Source organism: Amycolatopsis sp. NPDC059235 (genome assembly GCF_042754125.1).
In the GTDB taxonomy this organism is placed as follows: domain Bacteria; phylum Actinomycetota; class Actinomycetes; order Mycobacteriales; family Pseudonocardiaceae; genus Amycolatopsis; species Amycolatopsis albidoflava.
Map to the genome: position 1 here is coordinate 1 of NZ_JBHZAG010000006.1, position 16,865 is coordinate 16,865.

17 protein-coding genes are annotated in these 16,865 nt (G+C 69.8%); 3 read left to right on the plus strand and 14 right to left on the minus strand.

Annotated elements, in window-relative coordinates; genetic code table 11:
- Positions 1-144 precede the first annotated feature (144 nt).
- The 3 genes from ACFXI3_RS05820 to ACFXI3_RS05830 are packed head-to-tail and all read right to left on the minus strand — an operon-like array spanning position 145 to position 3,709.
- Positions 145-906 carry a class I SAM-dependent methyltransferase gene (locus ACFXI3_RS05820; protein ID WP_378398269.1) on the minus strand — a complete coding sequence of 254 codons (762 nt, stop codon included), beginning with the start codon at positions 904-906 and terminating at the stop codon, positions 145-147.
- Positions 907-911: 5 nt separating this feature from the next.
- On the minus strand, positions 912-2,063 hold the full coding sequence (locus ACFXI3_RS05825; RefSeq protein ID WP_378398270.1) for a MalY/PatB family protein: 1,152 nt from the start codon (positions 2,061-2,063) through the stop codon (positions 912-914).
- Positions 2,064-2,089: 26 nt separating this feature from the next.
- Positions 2,090-3,709: an APC family permease gene (locus tag ACFXI3_RS05830; protein ID WP_378398272.1), complete on the minus strand. Its 1,620-nt coding sequence runs from the start codon at positions 3,707-3,709 to the stop codon at positions 2,090-2,092.
- Between the two features lie 72 nt (positions 3,710-3,781).
- On the opposite strand from ACFXI3_RS05830, the gene ACFXI3_RS05835 reads away from it, so the two are divergent.
- From ACFXI3_RS05835 to ACFXI3_RS05845, 3 genes are read left to right on the plus strand one after another with little or no spacing between them, the layout of a single operon-like run.
- Positions 3,782-4,681, plus strand: coding sequence for a LysR family transcriptional regulator (locus tag ACFXI3_RS05835; RefSeq protein WP_370938163.1), 900 nt, complete (start codon positions 3,782-3,784; stop codon positions 4,679-4,681).
- 25 nt (positions 4,682-4,706) lie between these two features.
- On the plus strand, positions 4,707-5,423 hold the full coding sequence (locus ACFXI3_RS05840) for a hypothetical protein (RefSeq protein ID WP_344279791.1): 717 nt from the start codon (positions 4,707-4,709) through the stop codon (positions 5,421-5,423).
- Complete coding sequence (locus ACFXI3_RS05845) at positions 5,420-6,190, plus strand: methyltransferase domain-containing protein (protein ID WP_378398274.1); 771 nt, start codon at positions 5,420-5,422, stop codon at positions 6,188-6,190. The genes ACFXI3_RS05840 and ACFXI3_RS05845 overlap by 4 nt, the downstream gene beginning before the upstream one ends.
- On the opposite strand, the gene ACFXI3_RS05850 is transcribed toward ACFXI3_RS05845, so the two are convergent.
- The 11 genes from ACFXI3_RS05850 to ACFXI3_RS05900 all read right to left on the minus strand — a co-directional run bounded on the left by ACFXI3_RS05850 (position 6,174) and on the right by ACFXI3_RS05900 (position 16,862).
- Complete coding sequence (locus ACFXI3_RS05850) at positions 6,174-6,839, minus strand: DNA alkylation repair protein (RefSeq protein WP_378398276.1); 666 nt, start codon at positions 6,837-6,839, stop codon at positions 6,174-6,176. The genes ACFXI3_RS05845 and ACFXI3_RS05850 overlap by 17 nt on opposite strands.
- Positions 6,840-6,928: 89 nt before the next feature.
- Positions 6,929-7,564, minus strand: coding sequence for a flavin reductase family protein (locus ACFXI3_RS05855; protein WP_378398278.1), 636 nt, complete (start codon positions 7,562-7,564; stop codon positions 6,929-6,931).
- 6 nt (positions 7,565-7,570) lie between these two features.
- Complete coding sequence (locus ACFXI3_RS05860) at positions 7,571-9,193, minus strand: amidohydrolase (protein ID WP_378398279.1); 1,623 nt, start codon at positions 9,191-9,193, stop codon at positions 7,571-7,573.
- Complete coding sequence (locus ACFXI3_RS05865; protein ID WP_378398281.1) at positions 9,190-10,215, minus strand: ABC transporter ATP-binding protein; 1,026 nt, start codon at positions 10,213-10,215, stop codon at positions 9,190-9,192. Before ACFXI3_RS05865 ends, ACFXI3_RS05860 begins: the two co-directional genes overlap by 4 nt.
- On the minus strand, positions 10,212-11,030 hold the full coding sequence (locus ACFXI3_RS05870) for an ABC transporter permease (RefSeq protein WP_344279773.1): 819 nt from the start codon (positions 11,028-11,030) through the stop codon (positions 10,212-10,214). The genes ACFXI3_RS05865 and ACFXI3_RS05870 overlap by 4 nt, the downstream gene beginning before the upstream one ends.
- Entirely contained in the window at positions 11,023-11,910 is an 888-nt protein-coding gene (locus tag ACFXI3_RS05875) for an ABC transporter permease (protein ID WP_377926643.1), read from the minus strand. The genes ACFXI3_RS05870 and ACFXI3_RS05875 overlap by 8 nt, the downstream gene beginning before the upstream one ends.
- Positions 11,907-12,947 carry an extracellular solute-binding protein gene (locus ACFXI3_RS05880; protein WP_370938171.1) on the minus strand — a complete coding sequence of 347 codons (1,041 nt, stop codon included), beginning with the start codon at positions 12,945-12,947 and terminating at the stop codon, positions 11,907-11,909. The genes ACFXI3_RS05875 and ACFXI3_RS05880 overlap by 4 nt, the downstream gene beginning before the upstream one ends.
- A gap of 11 nt (positions 12,948-12,958) precedes the next feature.
- Positions 12,959-14,236, minus strand: coding sequence for an aspartate aminotransferase family protein (locus tag ACFXI3_RS05885; RefSeq protein WP_378398283.1), 1,278 nt, complete (start codon positions 14,234-14,236; stop codon positions 12,959-12,961).
- A gap of 25 nt (positions 14,237-14,261) precedes the next feature.
- The gene (locus ACFXI3_RS05890; RefSeq protein WP_378398284.1) at positions 14,262-15,701 is read right to left on the minus strand and encodes an aldehyde dehydrogenase family protein; all 1,440 of its coding nucleotides are present in this window, start codon (positions 15,699-15,701) and stop codon (positions 14,262-14,264) included.
- 187 nt (positions 15,702-15,888) lie between these two features.
- Positions 15,889-16,431, minus strand: coding sequence for a TetR/AcrR family transcriptional regulator (locus ACFXI3_RS05895; RefSeq protein ID WP_378398285.1), 543 nt, complete (start codon positions 16,429-16,431; stop codon positions 15,889-15,891).
- Positions 16,432-16,577: 146 nt separating this feature from the next.
- Entirely contained in the window at positions 16,578-16,862 is a 285-nt protein-coding gene (locus ACFXI3_RS05900) for an alkylmercury lyase (protein WP_344279755.1), read from the minus strand.
- Positions 16,863-16,865 lie beyond the last annotated feature (3 nt).

Here is a 16,865-nt window from a genome sequence, read left to right on the forward strand (position 1 = left end):
GCAAACCCCGCCCACTCAGAAGACCAGGCAACCGCGCCCCAACTCAACGGATCCCGACGACAATCCGATCATCCCCCACCTGCCACACCGTCCCGACCTCGGCAAACCCCGCCCACTCAGAAGACCAGGCAACCGCGCCCCAACTCAACGGATCCCGACGACAATCCGATCATCCCCCACCTGCCACACCGTCCCGGCCTCGGCGAACCCGGCCTCACGCAAAAACGCCAGGTAATCATGCACAGACGGCCGATCAGTCACCTCATGCGCGAACCCGCCGTCCCGCTCCGCGACCAGCCCGGCCAGCTCCGGAGCCGCCTCGACGGCCTGCCACCAAGCCGCCCAATCCTCGTTCCGCGCGATCCCGGCCCGAACCGCGCGCCGCTGGGTCAGCGCGCGGTTCAGGGTGTCCAGCCGAGGTCCGGCGTCGCCCTCATAGAGGTGGTCGCCGTTGACGAAGACCCCGCCAGGAGCAAGGACTTCGCCGCACACCGCCAGCAGATCACGCAGCGGCAGGCGGTTCATCCAATGCAGCGCGGTCGTGCTGACGAACGCGTCGGGCGCGCGGTCGAGCCCGAGCGCCTCGTACCAACCACGCTGGCGCAGGTCGGCCGTGACAGTGCGGAACCGAGCGCTGCCGTAGGCGAGATCGGCGAGCCCGAGCAGCAGCGGATCAGCGTCCACCCCGACCACCCTCGCACCGGGGAACCGCGCCAGCAGCCGCGTCGCGAGCGAACCCGGGCCGACGCCCAGGTCGACGATCAGCGGGTCCGAGCGCGGGATCAGCTCGTCCAGCACATCGCCGAGCACCGCGAACCGTTCCTCGCGGTCGGGCAGGTAGTGCTCCTGCTGCCGGTCCCAGCGGTCCAGCCAGTACCGGGCGCGGTCTTCGGTGAGGACAGTCATGGGGATCATTCCAGCACTTGGATGATCCGCGCGGCCGCATCAGCCAGAACGTCCGGCTCGGTGGCGTAATTCAGCCGCACGAATCCGGCTCCGCTCGTCCCGTGGTCCGGCCCCGCGGTCACCGCGACGCTGGCCTTCTCCCGCAGCAGCTGCGCGGGATCGGCCAAGCCCAGCCGGCGCAGGTCCAGCCAGCCCAGATAGGTCGCGTCGGCCGGTTGATAGACCTCAGGCAGACCGGCGGCGGCGAACTGGGCGGCCAAGCGGAGGCGGTTGGCGTCCAGGAAGGCGAGCGCACGCTCCAGCCACGGCGCGCCGTGCTCGAACGCGGCGGCGGACGCGACCATCCCGAGTGGACTGATGCCTCCGCTGGCCGCGCCTGGCAGCCGGTCCCAGCGCGAGCAGTCGTCCGGGTTGGTCAGTGCGACGAAACCGCAGCGCAGTCCCGCGATGTTCCACGCCTTCGAGGCGCTGAACAACGTCACCGCCTGCCGCCGGGCCGTCTCGCTGACCGCGGCGTACGGCACGAAGTCCACGCCGTAGCGCAGCGGCGCGTGCACCTCGTCGCTGATCACCCGGCCGCCGTGGCGTTCGGCGATCTCCGCCAGTTGCCGCAATTCGGGAGGCGAGAAGATCCGCCCGACCGGATTCGCCGGGTGGCACAACAGGAGGCTGCCCGCACCGGCGGCGAAGGCGGCGTCGATCCGGTCGTAGTCGAGCCGGTGTCCCTTCAGCAGCGGGACCTGCACCGCTTCCCGGTCAGCCAGCGAGATGGCGCCGAAGAAGCTCCGGTACGTCGGCGTCGGCACGATCACCGCGGAGCCCGGCGCGGTGAACTCGCGCAGCGCGTTGGTGATGCCTTTCATCAGCTCCGGCAGAAGCCGGATCTCGCCGGGGTCGACGGTCAGCCCGTGCGTTTCGGTGAGCCACTTCGCGGCGGTTTCCGGCAGCCCCGACTGCGCGGCCGGAATGGGGTAGCCGAAGGTCTGCCGTTCGACCGCGTCGCGCAGCACGGCCAGGATCGGCTCGGCGATCGGCAGGTCCATTTCGGCGACAGTCAGGTCGAGCACGTCCGGCCCGTACACCGACCAGCGTTTCGTGCGCCGCTCGCGGGACTTCGCCAGGTCCCAGGCGAAGCCGGGGTCGTGCGTGTCGGTCATCTGGTTTCTTCTCCCTTTCGCTGAGTTCACCCGGCGGGCAGAACTTGGGGCCGCGCCGAGGATTCTGTCTGTTCCGCGATCCGGTACCGCACCCCGGACCGGTGTGCGAGCCACCACGTGGCCGCGCTGACCGCGCCCGCGGCGAGCGAGTCGTACGGCGCGGCGATCGTCCCGGTGCCTTTGAAGGACCCGAAAGCGGACAGCGCGCCGAGCACGAGCAGCCAGCCGATCAGCCAAACCCCTTGCAGCACCGGGGTATTCGAGCGACCGGACCGGGTCGCGCGGCGGATCAAGTAGATGACGAAGCCGACGAGCAGCAGCGGCAGCGCGATCCGCATCTTCGCCCAGCCGGACCAGTACAGGATCAGGCCGGACACCACAAAGGACGCCGCGCCGACCGGGGTCGCCCACCGGCCGAGCCAGCCTTCGCCGTCCTCGGTGCGGTACAGGATCGTCGCGGCGACCGACACCACGGCGTAGCTGAGGCCGTAGAAGAAGCTCAGAGAGCTGACGATCGACTCCCAGCTGCCGAAGCTGAGGATCACCGTCGCGCCGATCAACGCGTTGAACGCCAGCGCCGCCCACGGCACGCCCCAACGTCCGCTGACGCGGGTGAACAGCCGTGGCAGCAAGCCGTTCTGCGCCGCCCCGTAGGTGTAGCGGGCCTTGATCGAGGTGCCCATCAGCAGGCTGCCGGACGGCGAGAACACCGCGTCCGCGATCAGCACGGCGGACAGCCAGCCCATGCCGAGGAGACCGGCCAGCTGCGCGAGCGGCGACGTCAGGTTCATGCCGCGCCAGCCGGAACCGAGCAGCCCGGCCGGCGGCGTGTAGATCATCGCGAACTGCAATCCTAGATACAGCAACACCGAACCTGCCAGCACGATCAGCGTCGCGCGCGGCACGGATTTGCGCGGGTTGCGGGCTTCGCCGGACATCACCGCCGCGCCGTTGATGCCGGTGAAGGCGTAGACCACGCCGCCGCCGACCACGGCCATCAGCGCCGACGAGATGCCGTACGGCGCGAAACCGCCGCCGAGTGCGTAGTTGTTCGAGTCGAAACCGCTGGCCAGCAACAGGATCACGGTGGCGGCCGGGACGATCAGCTTGACCGTGGTGACCACGTTGTTGAGCCGCGTGATGAAGACGACGCCGAAGAAGCTGGCCGAGCAGAACACCAGGAGCAGCGCCGCGGCGAAGAGCCGGCCTTCCCAGCTCAGCGTGTCCTCGCCGAGCAGTCCGGGCAGCCACCGGCCGAGATACTGCGCGACCGCGGTCGATTCGCTCGGCCCGGCGAACACCGCCTGCAGCAGGATCGCCCAGCTCACCGCGGTGCCGACCAGCGGCCCGGACGCCATCCGCGGCCAGCGGACGTTGCCGCCGGACATCGGATTGCGGAACGCCAGGTCGATGAACACCAGGCAGACCAGCAGCGTCGCCCCGCCGCCGATCACCCAGGTCAGCAGGGCGGCGGGCCCGGCCTGGCGCGCGACGGTGTAGGGCGAGAGCAGCCATCCCGACCCGATCACGCTGGAAAATGTCAGCATCGCGAGCGAAGGCGTGCCCAGCGCGCGCCGCAACCGGTGGTCGGCCGCAGCGGAAACTGTCGCGGCGTCGTTGCCCGAAGTTCTGCTTGCCTCGTTCATCGGTCCACCGTGACGCACCGGCGAGCATTGCGGTAGACAGACATCCGTTACGGCTGGCCTTAAGCTGAGGCTATGGCTCAAGTGCCCGTCGAAACGACCGACCTCGTGGTGCTCGACGCCGCCGCCCGGCTCGGCAGCTTCTCCGCCGCAGCCGCTGAGCTGCAGCTTTCCGCCCCGTCGGTGAGCAATCGGCTCGCCGCGGTGGAGCGCAGGCTCGGGGTCCAGCTGTTCGAGCGCGGCGCGCGGGGCAGCGTGCTGACCACAGCCGGTGCGCAGCTCGCCGAGTACGCGCGACGCTGTCTGCGACTGCTGGACGAAGCCGTCGCCGAGGTCGGCGCCGAACGGTCGCAACGGCTCGTGCTGGCCGCGCCGGCCAGTCTCGGTTCGTCGGTGTTCCCGCCGGTCCTGGCGGTGTTGGCGGGCCGTCCGATCGCGGTGCACTGCCGAGTCGCGCACAGCGACGAGGTTCTGCAACGGCTGCGAGACGGCAGCGCGCACGCCGGATTCCTGCTGTCGCGTCCGCCCGGGGACGACCTCCGTTCAGTCCGGATCGGACGGTCCGGCATCGTCGCGGTCTGCCGTCCCGGCCATCCGCTGGCGACGCGGTCCCGGCTGCGGTTCGGCGATCTGGCCGACAGTCCCGTGCTCGTCTACCGCTGGGGTGTCGGCGCGGAATCGCTCGCCGCGGCGTTCGAACATCCGGAGCGGCCCGCGGACCGGCCGGTGCACACGATCGGTTTGCCGGGGACCGCGTTGCAGCTCGCCGAGGACGACGATTACGTCGCGGTGGTCCCGCATTTCGCCGCGGCACGGGCGATGGAGCGGGGCACGGTGCGGCGGTTGCCGCTCCCCCTCGGCGAGTGGAAGGTCGAGGTACGGTTCGCGCATCCGGCCGCGTCCGCGAGCCGTCCTGGGGTGGCCGAATTGCTGGATGATGTCGGCGGTCTCCGGAAAGCGCTGGCGCTGGACTGAAGCGTTTTCTGGTTGACTCGAGGACATGACTGTCGGAGCTCCCGGTCCGTCGCCTGCGGAACTGGCCGGATACGTGCAGGTGGCGCGCGATCACCGCGAGCACGAGCGCTACCACTCGGTGCTCAAGATCGAGGAGGCGGCGGCCTGGCGGCGCGATTCCAACGCGTTGAAACTGCTGGCCGCCCGGTGGTCCGACAGCCCCGCTCCCGACCGGCTCGATCCCGCGCACGGCGCCGTCGGCTGTGTCGACCTCAACGACCCGGCGGTGGTCGCGACGACCGGAATTCTCTTCATGGAAGGCGAATCCGAGCCCGCGGAGCTGATCGCCCTGCGTGCCCGGTTCGAGCAGGCCGCGGCGCGGTACCAGCGGCTGTCCGGGTGGCTGGGCGAGCACATGGCGGCGGAATGGCCGCGGCTGCGCACCCTGCTGACCCCGGCGCTGGCGGAAGCCGCCCGCCCTCGCTTCCGGGCGCTCACCCGCACGACGGAAGCGGCCAACGCCTACAGCCTCGTCGCCCGGCTGCTCGACTCCGCCGTCTACACGCTCAACGCCCAGGACCTCACTCCCGAGGGCGTGCGCCGCGCTCCCGCCGCCGCGGCGAGCATGGTGCTGACCGCGTCGTGGTTCCTCGATTCCGCGGCTTCCTCCCTCGCCGAGGCCGGTGCGCATCTCGGGTTGTCCGATCCGGACTGGACCAGCTTCATCGCACTCGCCGAGACCTCTGGTTCACTCGAAACATGACTTTCGGCGTTCCTCGACCGGACAAAATCGACTACTACGCCCAAGTCGCCGAAGCCGGGCGCGATTACAAACGGCAAGTGCTGGCCGCGCTCGACCTGCGGCCCGGCCTGACCGTGCTGGACGTCGGCTGCGGTCCCGGCACCGATCTGCCCGCCATGGCTGAAGCGGTGGGTTCGTCGGGGGCGGTCCTCGGCGTGGACATGGAACCGGCGATGGTCGAGGAGGCCGGGCGACGGGTCGCCGGGACGCCGCGGATCTCCGTCCGGCTGGGCGACGCGCACGCGCTGCCGCTGGCCGAGTCGAGCGTCGACCGGGTCCGGGCGGACCGGATGGTGCAGCACGTCGCCGATCCCGCCGCGGTTTTCGCGGAGCTGCACCGGGTCCTGCGCCCCGGCGGGCTGGCTTGTGTGGCCGAGCCGGATTGGGACAGCCTGGTGGTCGATCCCGGGGAGCTCTCGACGAACCGGGCGTTCAACCGGTTCGTGTGCTCGACGATGGTCCGGAACGCGACTGTCGGCCGTTCCTTGCCGCGGCTGGCTTCAGGCGCGGGATTCGAGGTGCTCGACGTTTCGGTTGCCACGCCGGTGTTCCGCGATTTCGAGGCGGCGGACAAGATTCTCGGCTTGAGCCGGAACACCGAACGCGCGGTGCGGGCGGGTCAGCTGGAGCGGGCGACCGGTGAGAAGTGGCTGGCAGCGCTGGCCTCGGGACCGTTTTTGGCTGCCAGCATGGTTTTCATCGGGGTTTTCGCTAAGCCTGCCGCTTGACCATCTCCGCGATCCACACCGGCGCGTACGGCGAGGTGCAGTTCGGCGGAGTCGGGTAGTCCTTGAGCACGCCCAGCCGCTCCCCGATGCCGATCGCACGGGCGCGCAGGTCCGGGTTCTCGATGCCGATCTGCGCGAGACAGTGGTTCATCGCCCACTGCAGCCGCTCCGGGGCGGCCTTCATCTCGGCTTCGATGACGTCGAGCAGCCCGGGAAGGTCCAGCCCGTCCGGCTTCTTGGCGACGCGGTCGACGGTCAACGCCCAGCCCGCGCTCGCCACCACCGGGTCGGGGTCTTCGAGCCAGGCGACGCGGAGTTCCTCGGCGTAGCGGCTCTTCTTGACGATGTTCGTTATAAGCCAGTCCTGGACCTTCGGTTTGACGGCCTCGCGCAGCATGGCGTCGAGGTCGTCGCGGTCGAACTGCTTCGGCCTGGCGACGAGAAGGGCCAGCAGACGGGCGTTGGTGTCGCCGGTCCGCCACAGTTCGCGGGCGAGGTCCGGCTGGGCTTTGAGCTCTTTCGCGAGGGCACGGAGCTTGCCGAGGTTGACGCTGTGGTCGTCGCCGTGGCTCTCGTTGACAGCGCGGATTCTAGGATCGTCGAGCTCCTCAAGCCGAGCGAGGACCCCGGGAAGAGTTGCGTCAGCCACGAAAACCTCCCTGCTCAGGTACGAGACCAAGACTACGACCCGAGCCGGCTCAGCCGACTTTGCGGTCCGTGAGGGGAACCCTGACGGATTCAGAGTCCCTCAGGGTTCCCCTCACGGACCTGGCCGGCCAGCAGCTCCTCCGGAGCGGGGATCGGCACCCGCACCCAGTTGTCCACCCGGGTGAACGTCGCGCCGCCCATGCGGCCCACCGGCTGGTACGCGTCCTGGTCCAGCCGTCCGTCCGCGCGCAGCAGCCGGTCGTCCACCGCGACTCCGACCACCTCGCCGAACACCAGGTGCGAGCCCCGGAACTCCTCGATTTTCACCAGCGTGCACTCCAGGCTCGGGCCCGCCCCGGCGGGATGCGGGACGGCGATCCGCACCCCGGCAGTCCACGACAAGCCGACCTGTTCCGCCTCGTCCACCGAAGAGTCCACTGTGGACGCAGTGCGCGCGACGAGTTCCTCTTGGCCGCTCAGCGCTATCGTGATCGCGAACTCGCCCAGGGCCTCGATATTGGTCAGAGTGTCTTTAGGCGCTTCCGAAATCGAGAAGACGACCGTCGGCGGGTCCATCGTCAGCGGGGCGAAGTAGCTGAACGGCGCGAGGTTCCGCACGCCCGCGCTGTCCACCGTGCTCACCCACGCGATCGGCCGCGGGACGACGGCGTTCTTCACCATCCACACGAAAGCGCCGCGATCGGCGTCGGTGTTGCTGCTGTACACGAACCCTCACTCCGCCACTACGCGTCCTCCGAGCACGGTCAATTCCGACCGTACGCTGAGCAACTCCTCGTCCGCAGCGGTGACCGGATCGTGGGCGAAAACCGCGAGGTCGGCGAGGGAGCCGACACTGAGCGTGCCCTTGAAAGCCTCCGCGTGTTCGAGCCAGGCGGGGCCGGTGGTCCACAGCCGCAGCGCTTCCTCCCTGGTCAGCGGGCTGGCCACGAGAGAGTACGCGTTCGGCCCGGGCGAGCCGGTGAACGTCGCGACGCCGCGGCGCCAGTCCGGGACAGTCACCGGTGCGTCCGAGCTGTCGGCGACCATCACTCCGTGGTCCAGCAGCGCCCGTGCGGGGAAAGCGTCTGCCCACCGAGACTCGCCCAGCACGCGGACCATCGACGGGCCGCTGTAGGTCCGCATCAGCGAGCTGGTGATCACGCCGATGCCGGATCGCGCCAGCCGCGAAAGCACCGCGGAGGACAAGAAGGTGCCGTGGATCAGGGCGTGTCGCGCGTCCGGCCAGGGGTCGGCCGCCTGCGCCGCCTCGATCGCGTCGACCACTGCGTCCGCGGCGCGGTCCCCGGTCACGTGGACCTGCACCCGCACCCGCCGCACATGGGCGACCAGGATCAGCTCGTGCAGTTCCCGTACTCGCGCGTCGTCGTCGGGGCCGAAGGTCACCAGGCTTCCGTGCTCGCCGGACGGATACGGCGAGTGCATCCACGCGGTGCAGTGCGTCGGCACTCCGTCGGCGAACAGTTTGATCCCGCCGATCCGCAGCAGGTCGTCGCCTTGCGCGAAATCCGTCTCGTCCAGCAGTTGTGCCAACGAGGCAGCGGACGTCGTCGGCGATGGCCAGTTCCAGTGCAGCAGCGCGGTGATCCGCAGCCGGAGGCGGCCGGCGGCGTGCAGGTCCCGGTAGTCCCGCCACAGATCGGGCGGGACGATCGGGTCGGTCACGCTGGTCATCCCGAGGGCGTTCAGCCGCTGCATGCCGCGGACGATCGCGTCCAGCCGGACGGAACGGCTCGGCTGCGACACCAGCGAAGCGACCAGTTCCTGCGCGCTCTCCACGAGCACCCCGGTCGGCTCCCCGGAGGAGTCGCGCACGATCTCCCCAGCTTCGGGATCCGGCGTCGACGCGGTGATTCCTGCCCGCTGAAGCGCCGCGCTGTTCGCCCAAACCTCGTGCGACGACGCGTGATGCAGCACCGTCGGCTGTGCACCGGTCACGGCATCGAGCCAGGCGCGAGTCGGCACCGCTCGGCCGTCCGCGAATTCGGCGATCGTCGTTTCCCGCCAGCCTCGGCCGACGATCCACTCCCCCGGCGGCGCACTGGCCAAAGCGCTGGCCACCGAGTCCAAAGAAGAGGCAGCGGAAAGGTCCACACAGAACTCCGGACCGGCTGCGGCGTGGAAGGCCAGGTGCAGGTGGGCGTCGTTCAGTCCAGGAAGGACAGTCCGGCCCGCCAGCTCGACGACCCGCGCCTCCGGCGAAGCCGCGGCGGAAACCGTCTTGTCGTCGCCGACCGCGGCGATCCGGCCGCCGGACACCAGCACCGCGGAAGCGGTCCCGACCGCCGGATCGAAAGTCCGGACCACGCCGCCGCGCAGCAGCAATTCCTCAGTCATACCGCCGCCAATTCCGGAACGCCGCCGCTCGGCACCACGGCCTGATGCTCCGGATGCCAGGCCGCGATCACCTCGTCCCCCGGCCGGTGCTCGTGCGCGACCCCGGCCGACACCACCGCGCAACCACGCGCACCGTCCGAATACCGCAACCAGATCCGCGTGTGATCGCCGACGTACACGATGTCAGTCACCCGCGCGCTCGCCCGCTGGTGTCCACTCGGGACTGGATCCGCCGAAGTGTGCAGCGTCAACCGTTCCGGCCGCACGATCGTCACCTCCCCCGGCGTGAGCGACAACGCATTGGACTCCCCGATGAACTGCGCGACGAACAAGGTCTCCGGTCGCTCGTACAGTTCCTCCGGCGTACCGACCTGCTCGATCCGGCCGTCGTTGAAGACCGCGATCCGATCCGACAGCGTGAGCGCCTCCTGCTGATCGTGCGTCACGAAGAGGAACGTCATCCCCAATTCCCGGTGCATCCGCGCGATTTCCCGCTGCAACTGATCACGCAGCTTCTTGTCCAACGCACCCAGCGGCTCGTCCATCAACAGCGCACGCGGTTCGTACACCACCGCTCGCGCGAGAGCCACGCGCTGCTGCTGACCGCCGGAAAGCTGGCGCGGCAGCCGGTCCCGCACCGCCGACAGCCCGACCAGCTCCAGCACCTCGTCCACCCGCCGGGAGATCTCGGCCTTCGCCACCTTGCGCTGAGTCAGTCCGAAAGCGACATTGCGCGCCACCGACATGTGCGGGAACAGCGCGTACTGCTGGAAAACCACGCCCAGATTCCGCCGGTGCGGTTTGAGCCGCGAAATCTCCTGACCGTCCACAGTGATCGATCCGGACGTCAGCGGCGTGAACCCGGCGATCATCGACAGCATCGTCGTCTTGCCCGAACCGGACGGGCCGAGGAAGGTCATGAACTCGCCGTCGGCGATGTGCAGCGAGACGTCGTCCACGGCGGGCCGGTCGACGCCGGGGTACGCCTTCGTCACGTGGGCGGTCGCGATTCCGTCAGTCATGATTGCTCTTTTCGGCGCAAAACGGCGGGGACGAACAGCAGAATGGTGGTGAACACGACGATCAGGCTCGACGCGGCGGCGATCGTCGGGTCGATTTCCAGCACGATCGATTCGTACATCTTCACCGGCAGCGTCTTGATCGCGGGCGTCTGCAGGAACAACGCGACCACGACCTCGTCGAACGAGGTGGCGAAGGCGAACACGAACCCGGACAGCACCCCGGGCGCGATGATCGGGAGCACGACCTTGCGCAGCGTCGCGAACCGGGGCGCGCCGAGGCTGGCCGCGGCCTTCTCCATGATCGGGTCGTACCCGGCGAGGCTGGTCCGCACCGACGTGAGCACGAACGGCAGCCCCAGCACCGCGTGCGCCAGCACGAAACCGAGCATCGTGCCGTTCAGCTGCCAGCGCAGGAAAACCCCGTAGATCGCGACCGCGACGACGATGCCGGGCAGGATCATCGGAGCCATCAGCAGCTGCCGGACGACTCCGCCGCCCCGGCGCATCCGGTCCAGCGCGAGCGCGGCAGCCACGCCGAGCACGGTCGCCAGCGCGGCGGCGAGCACCCCGACCTGGACCGAGTTCGCCAGTGCGGCCAGCCATTGCTTGCTGGTGAAGAACTCCGCGTACCAATGCCACGACCAGTCCTTCGGCGGGAACTCGAACGTCGAGCCCGCGCCGAAGCTCATCGGGATCACCACGAGCGTCGGCGCGACGAGCACGAACGCCACGAGGACGACCCACCCGCGCAGACCCCAGCCGAGGCTGCGCTGCCGCACCGCGGCGGCCCTGCTGATGGACGGATTGTCAGCCACGGTCGGCACCTCCGGCAGCACTGGTGCCCAGCGGCGCGGCCACGCGGCTGAGCACGGCGAGCACCACGAGCGTGACGACCAGCAGGATCGTCCCGAGCGCACCCGCGCCCGCGAAGTCGAGCAGATCGTTGACCTGGGTGCCGATCACCTGCGCGACCAGCGCCTGCTGCGGCGTGCCGAGCAGCGCCGGGGTGATGTAGAAGCCCAGCGACATGATGAACACCACCGAAACCCCGGCCAGCACGCCCGGCATCGACAGCGGCACGTACACCCGCAGGAACGCCACCGGACGCCGCGCGCCGAGGCTGCCCGCCGCGTGCAGCAGGCTCCGGTCGATGCTGAGCATCGAACTTTGCAGCGGCAGCACCATGAACGGCAGCATCACCTGCACCATCGCGACCGTCACGCCGGCCACCGAGCCCAGCAGCACGACCCCGTCGATGCCGATCGCCGCCAGCGCCTTCTCGATGACGCCGCCGCGCTGTTCGAGCACGTACCAGGCGAAGTTGCGCGCCATCAGGCTGGTCCAGAACGGCATCAGGACCAGCAGTGTCAGCACCGACCGGGCGCGACGGCCGACGAGTGTCATCGCGTAGGCGTAGGGATAGGCGATGACGAGCGTGGCCGCGGTGATGATCAGCGCGGTCCGCAAAGTCCGCAGCATCACCCGGAGCTGCACCTCGTCGCCGAGCACCGCCAGGTAGTTGCCGACCCCGAACGACGGTTCGGTGAAGCTCCGCCACAAAATCACGGCGAGCGGATAGAAGAAGAACACCAGCACCACCGCCGCCGCGGGGAGCAGCAGCCACGAAGTCCGCCGGCGTTCACGCCCGGGTCCGGCCTGCGGCAAGGCCGGGGGCCGGGTCGCCACGGCGGTCATCCGGTCGTCCAATCCGACCACGCCTTCACCAGCGCGGGCCGGTTCGCCGCCCAATAACGCACGTTGCTGAGCACTCGCAAGTCCTCCTTGCCCTCGCCCCAGATGTCGAGCTGGCGGCCGATCTCCGAACGGGCGGCGGGGGCGGCCGTGTTGGCCGGTCCCACGCCCGCCCGTGCGGCGAAGTCCGCCGCTTGCGCCGGCTGCGAGGCGAAGCGGATGAGCTTCTTCGCCTCCTCGGCGCGTGCCGTCCCCTTCGGCACCACGAGTACGTCCCAGGTCACCGGCACCGGGATGCCCGGCACCACCTTCCAGTTCGTCGCCCCCGCCTTGAGCAGCGAAAACGCCCGCGCGCTGACGATCAGCGCCATGTCCGCCTGCCCGCCGGCCATGCGCTGCTGCTGGTCGCCGTACGTGCTGGTGATGGACAGCTGCGGCCGGATCCGGTCGTACATCCGCAGCGCGCGGCGCATGTCGAGCGGATACAGCTTGTCCCGCGGCACGCCGTCGGCCAGCAGCGCGGCCTCGATGGTGCCGACGCTCGGGTCTCCGCCGTAGATGATGCGGCGGCCGGGGAACTGCTTCGGGTCGAAGAAATCCGCGAGTTTCGCCGGCGGGTTCTTGCCGTAGACCTTCGAGTCGTACATCAGCATCATGCCGAAGAAGGCGTCCGGCACCCCGCAATCGGTGAGCGAGCCCTCCGGGAACCCGGCGGCCTGCGCTCCCATGTCGACGGGTTCGAGCAGGCTCCCGCACACCGCGGCGGCAGCGGACGCGTCGGTGTCGACGACGTCCCAGGTCACCTTTCCCGCCTCGACCATCGCCTTGAGCTTGGCGTTGCTCGACGGGCCGTCGATGGTGACGGTGGTCCCGGTCTGCTGCTCGTACGGGTCGAGCCACGCGGCGCGCTGGCCCGCCTGGTACGCGCCTTGGCCGTAGGAGGCGAACACGAGCGAGTTCGGGCCGCCCTCGGAAATCGCGCAGCCGGCAGTGGTGAGCAGAAGCGCGGCGGACAGCAGCGTCGGTATCCGGCGTCTCATGGCTCCTCCGTTCAGCTCGCCGCGGCCGCGACGTGCTTGCACAGCACGTCGGCCAAAGTGTCGATCTGGTCCTCGGTGATCACCAGCGGCGGGGACAGCACGATGCTGGTCCCGGACGCGCGGACCACCACGCCGTCCGCGCGGCAGCCCGCCTGCACCGGCGCGGTGGGCTGGTCCGCGAACTCGATGCCGAGCATCAGGCCGACGCCGCGCACCTCGCGCACGTGCGGCAGCTCGGCGAGCGGGTCGAGCCGCGCGCGCAGCCGGGCGCCAAGGACGGTGGCGCGTTCGAGCAGCTTCTCCTTTTCGATGATGTCCAGGTTCGCCAGCGCGACCGCGGAGCCGACCGGGTGGCCGTTGTAGGTGAAACCGTGCAGGAACGTCGCGCCCTCGGCGAGTTCGAGCACGCGGCGTCCAATGAGGACCGCGCCCATCGGGATGTACCCGCTGGTGAGCCCTTTCGCGGTAACGATCATGTCCGGTTCGACGCCGAAGTGCTCGCTGCCGAACCAATGCCCGGTGCGACCGAAGGCGGTCACGATCTCGTCCATGATCAGCAGAATCCCGTGGCGGCGCAACACTTCCCGCACCCGCGGCCAGTAGCCCTCCGGCGGCGGCACCATCCCGCCGACGCCGAGCACCGGCTCCCCGATGAACGCGGCGATCCGATGTGGACCGATCTCCTCGATGCGCTTTTCCAGCTCTGCCACCAGAAGTTCTGTCGCATGGGGACCGTGTTCGAGGCCGTGCGGTTTGCCGAGCCATTCGACGTCCGGCAGCAGCGGACCGTACCCGGCGCGCAGGCCCTCGATCCCAGTCGCGGCCAGCGAAGCGCCGCCCATGCCGTGGTAACCGCCGTGCCGCGCCAGCACCACCGTGCGTTCGGGCGAACCGGCGTGGTGGAAGGCAAGCCGGGCGAGTTTGATCGCGGTTTCGTTGCCCTCGGACCCGCCGTTGGTGAGGAAAACGCGTTCCAGCCCGGCCGGGGCGAGCGACAGCAGGCGCTCGGCGAGACGGATCGACGGGGCGTTGGAGTAGTCGCCGAAGGACGAGTAGAACTCCAGCTTGCGGATCTGCTCGGCGGCGACGTCGGCGAGTTCGGCGCGGCCGTGGCCGACCGGGCACTGCCACAGGCCGCAGGTGCCGTCGAGGTACTGGTTGCCGTCGGTGTCCCAGAGCAGCGCGCCTTCGCCGCGGTCGAGGACGAGGGGTTCGGCCGGGACGCCGATGACGGTGTGCGGATGGATGAGGGTGCGCTGGTCGGCGGCGGCGAGGTCAGCGGTGGTCAAGGCGGATTCCTTTCGGGGAGCGGTTTCAGAACCGCAGAGCGACGGCTTTGGTCTCGGTGTAGGCGTCGATGCCTTCGGCCCCGCCTTCGCGTTCCTGGCCGGAGTTTTTCTGGCCGCCGAACGGAAGTTCCGGGCGCACGGGCGCCGGATCGTTGACGCCGAGCACGCCGAAATCGAGCCGGTCGAGCGTGCGCCAGATGCGTCGCAGATCGGAGCCGAACACGTAAGCGGCGAGGCCGTAGTCGGTGGCGTTGGCCAATTCCACGGCTTCGTCGTCGGTGCGGAAAGTAGCGACGGCGAGCACCGGGCCGAACGTTTCCTCGTGGCTGATGAGCATGTCCGGCGTGACGTCGACCAGCACGGTCGGCTCGAAGAAATGGCCTGGCAGCGCGGAATCCGTCCACCGGTTGCCGCCGACGAGCACGCGCGCGCCCTTGCCGACGGCGTCGGCGACCTGGTTTTCCACCTTCGCCAGCCCGGCTTCGTCGATCAGCGGGCCGATGGCGGTGCCTTCGGCGTCGCCTCGGCCGACCTTCAGCGCGGCGGTTTTCTTTTCGATCAAGGAAAGCAGGTCGTCGCGGACGCTTTCGTGGACGTACAGCCGGTTCACCGCCGTGCAGCTTTGCCCGGCGTTGAAGAACTTCCCGGCGACGACGCCCGCCGCGGCGGCTTCGAGATCGGCGTCCTCGAACACGATCGCCGGCGAATGCCCGCCCATTTCGAGCGACGTGCGGCGGAGGATGTCGCCGGTCTGGCGCAGCAGGCCCAGTCCGACCTCGGTGGAACCGGTGAAGCTGACCTTGCGCAGCCGCCGGTCGGCCAGCAGTACGCCGACGAGTTCCGCGGGCCGAGTGGTAGTCAGCGACTGCAGCACGCCGTCGGGCAATCCGGTGTCCTGCACGATTTCCAGCAGCGCGGTGGCGATCAGCGGGGTCTGCTCGGCCGGTTTCGCGATCACCGGACAGCCCGCCGCGAGCGCGAGCCCGACCTTGCGGATCAGCATGCTGGCCGGGAAGTTCCACGGCGTGATCGCGAGCACCGGGCCGACCGGCGCGCGCAGCACGAGCCCCGGACCGGCCGCGTTCGCCGGGGTGACCCGCCCGTACGCGCGGCGGCCCTCCTCTGCCGCCCACTCCAGCATCCGGGCGGCTCCGGCCAGTTCGCCGTTCGCTTCGGCCAGCGGCTTTCCGTTCTCGCGGCTGAGCAACGCGGCGAGTTCGCCTTGCCGCGCCCGGATTCCGGCGGCCGCGGCGCGGAGGTGGCCGCTGCGGGTTTCCGGGTCGGTGTCCGCCCAGCCCCGGGCGGCTTGCGCAGCGGCGGCCAGTGCGTCCCGCGCCTGCTCGGGCCCCGCGTCGGCGGCTTGGCCGAGGACGGCGAGGCTCGCGGGGTCGACGACGTCGAACGTCGCCGGGGCGGAACGCCAGCGGCCGTCGATCAGCAAGGTCGCGGCGGCGGTGTCGGGCATCGGTACGCCTTTCGGGTCGGCGGGTTCGGGATGCGCCGAGTCTGACCCTTAGGTGTTGATTAAGTCAACACCTAGACGGCGGCGAAATTCCGGAAAGGACAGTGGGAAGTTCTTGCGGCGCAACGACATCGGGAAACACTTCTGCCCCGGCGACGTCGTGCGCGGCCGGGGTGCGGGCGTGGTTCGGCTAGCGCGCGGCGGCGAGCAGGCCGCGCAGGGCTTCGAGCGCCGGACCCGGATCGACGTCCGGATCCGCCACCTGGTGCAGGAACATTCCGTCGAGGGCGTAGAAGACGAGCTGGGCCAGCCCGCCGCCGGCGGGCAGTTCCTTGCCGACCGCGGCGAGATAGCCGTCGTAGAGCCGCCGGACGATCGGCCGCAATTCGGGCCGCCGCGCCGATTCCACGACCAGCTGATACTGGAACACTTGCAGGTCCGCGCTGTCCCGGAACCGCTGGCGCACCTCGGGACCGTCCGCGTAGACGCCGGTGCGGGCGCCGATCAGGCCGTTCTCCGCGCTTTCCTCCAGCACGAGGTCCAAAGAGGACTGGAGGAGGTCGTCGATCGAGGAGAAATGGTGCTGGACCGCGCCGGTGGTGCAGCCCGCCGCCCGGGCGACCGCGCGGTAGGTGAGGCCGCGCAGCCCTTCCGAAGCGACCACGCCGACCGCCGCCCGGCGCAGGGCGAGCTTCATCCCGGTCGGGTCGTCCGGGGTTCCGGACCGGCTCATCCGCACCTCCTCGGCGTCGTTCGGGATTCACGCTACATTACATCTGTAATGTAGACCAGAGCGGCGTAGCCGACACCGGTATTCCGGGCACAACTCGCCGGGAACAGCGGTTTCCGGTCAGGCTTTTACCGTGCGGCAGCGTCGATTCAGCCGCGCTTCGAAGACAACGCGGCGAGCACGCGCTCCCGGGTCGGCACATCGAGCCGACACGCGTCCCCCGCGACCGACCCGGCCGTCCCCATCACGTCGACCCCGTCGACCAGGATCGTCGGCGAGCGGTAACGGCCGACGCGTTCGACGAGCGCGGCGTCGAGGCCGCTCTCGGCGAGGCAGCCGGCCACCAGAGACCGGGCCGCCTCGGCGTTCGGGCAGTCCGGCGCGGTCAGCAGTTCCACCCGGATCCCGCGGATCTCCGGCCCGGTCGCGCACATGCC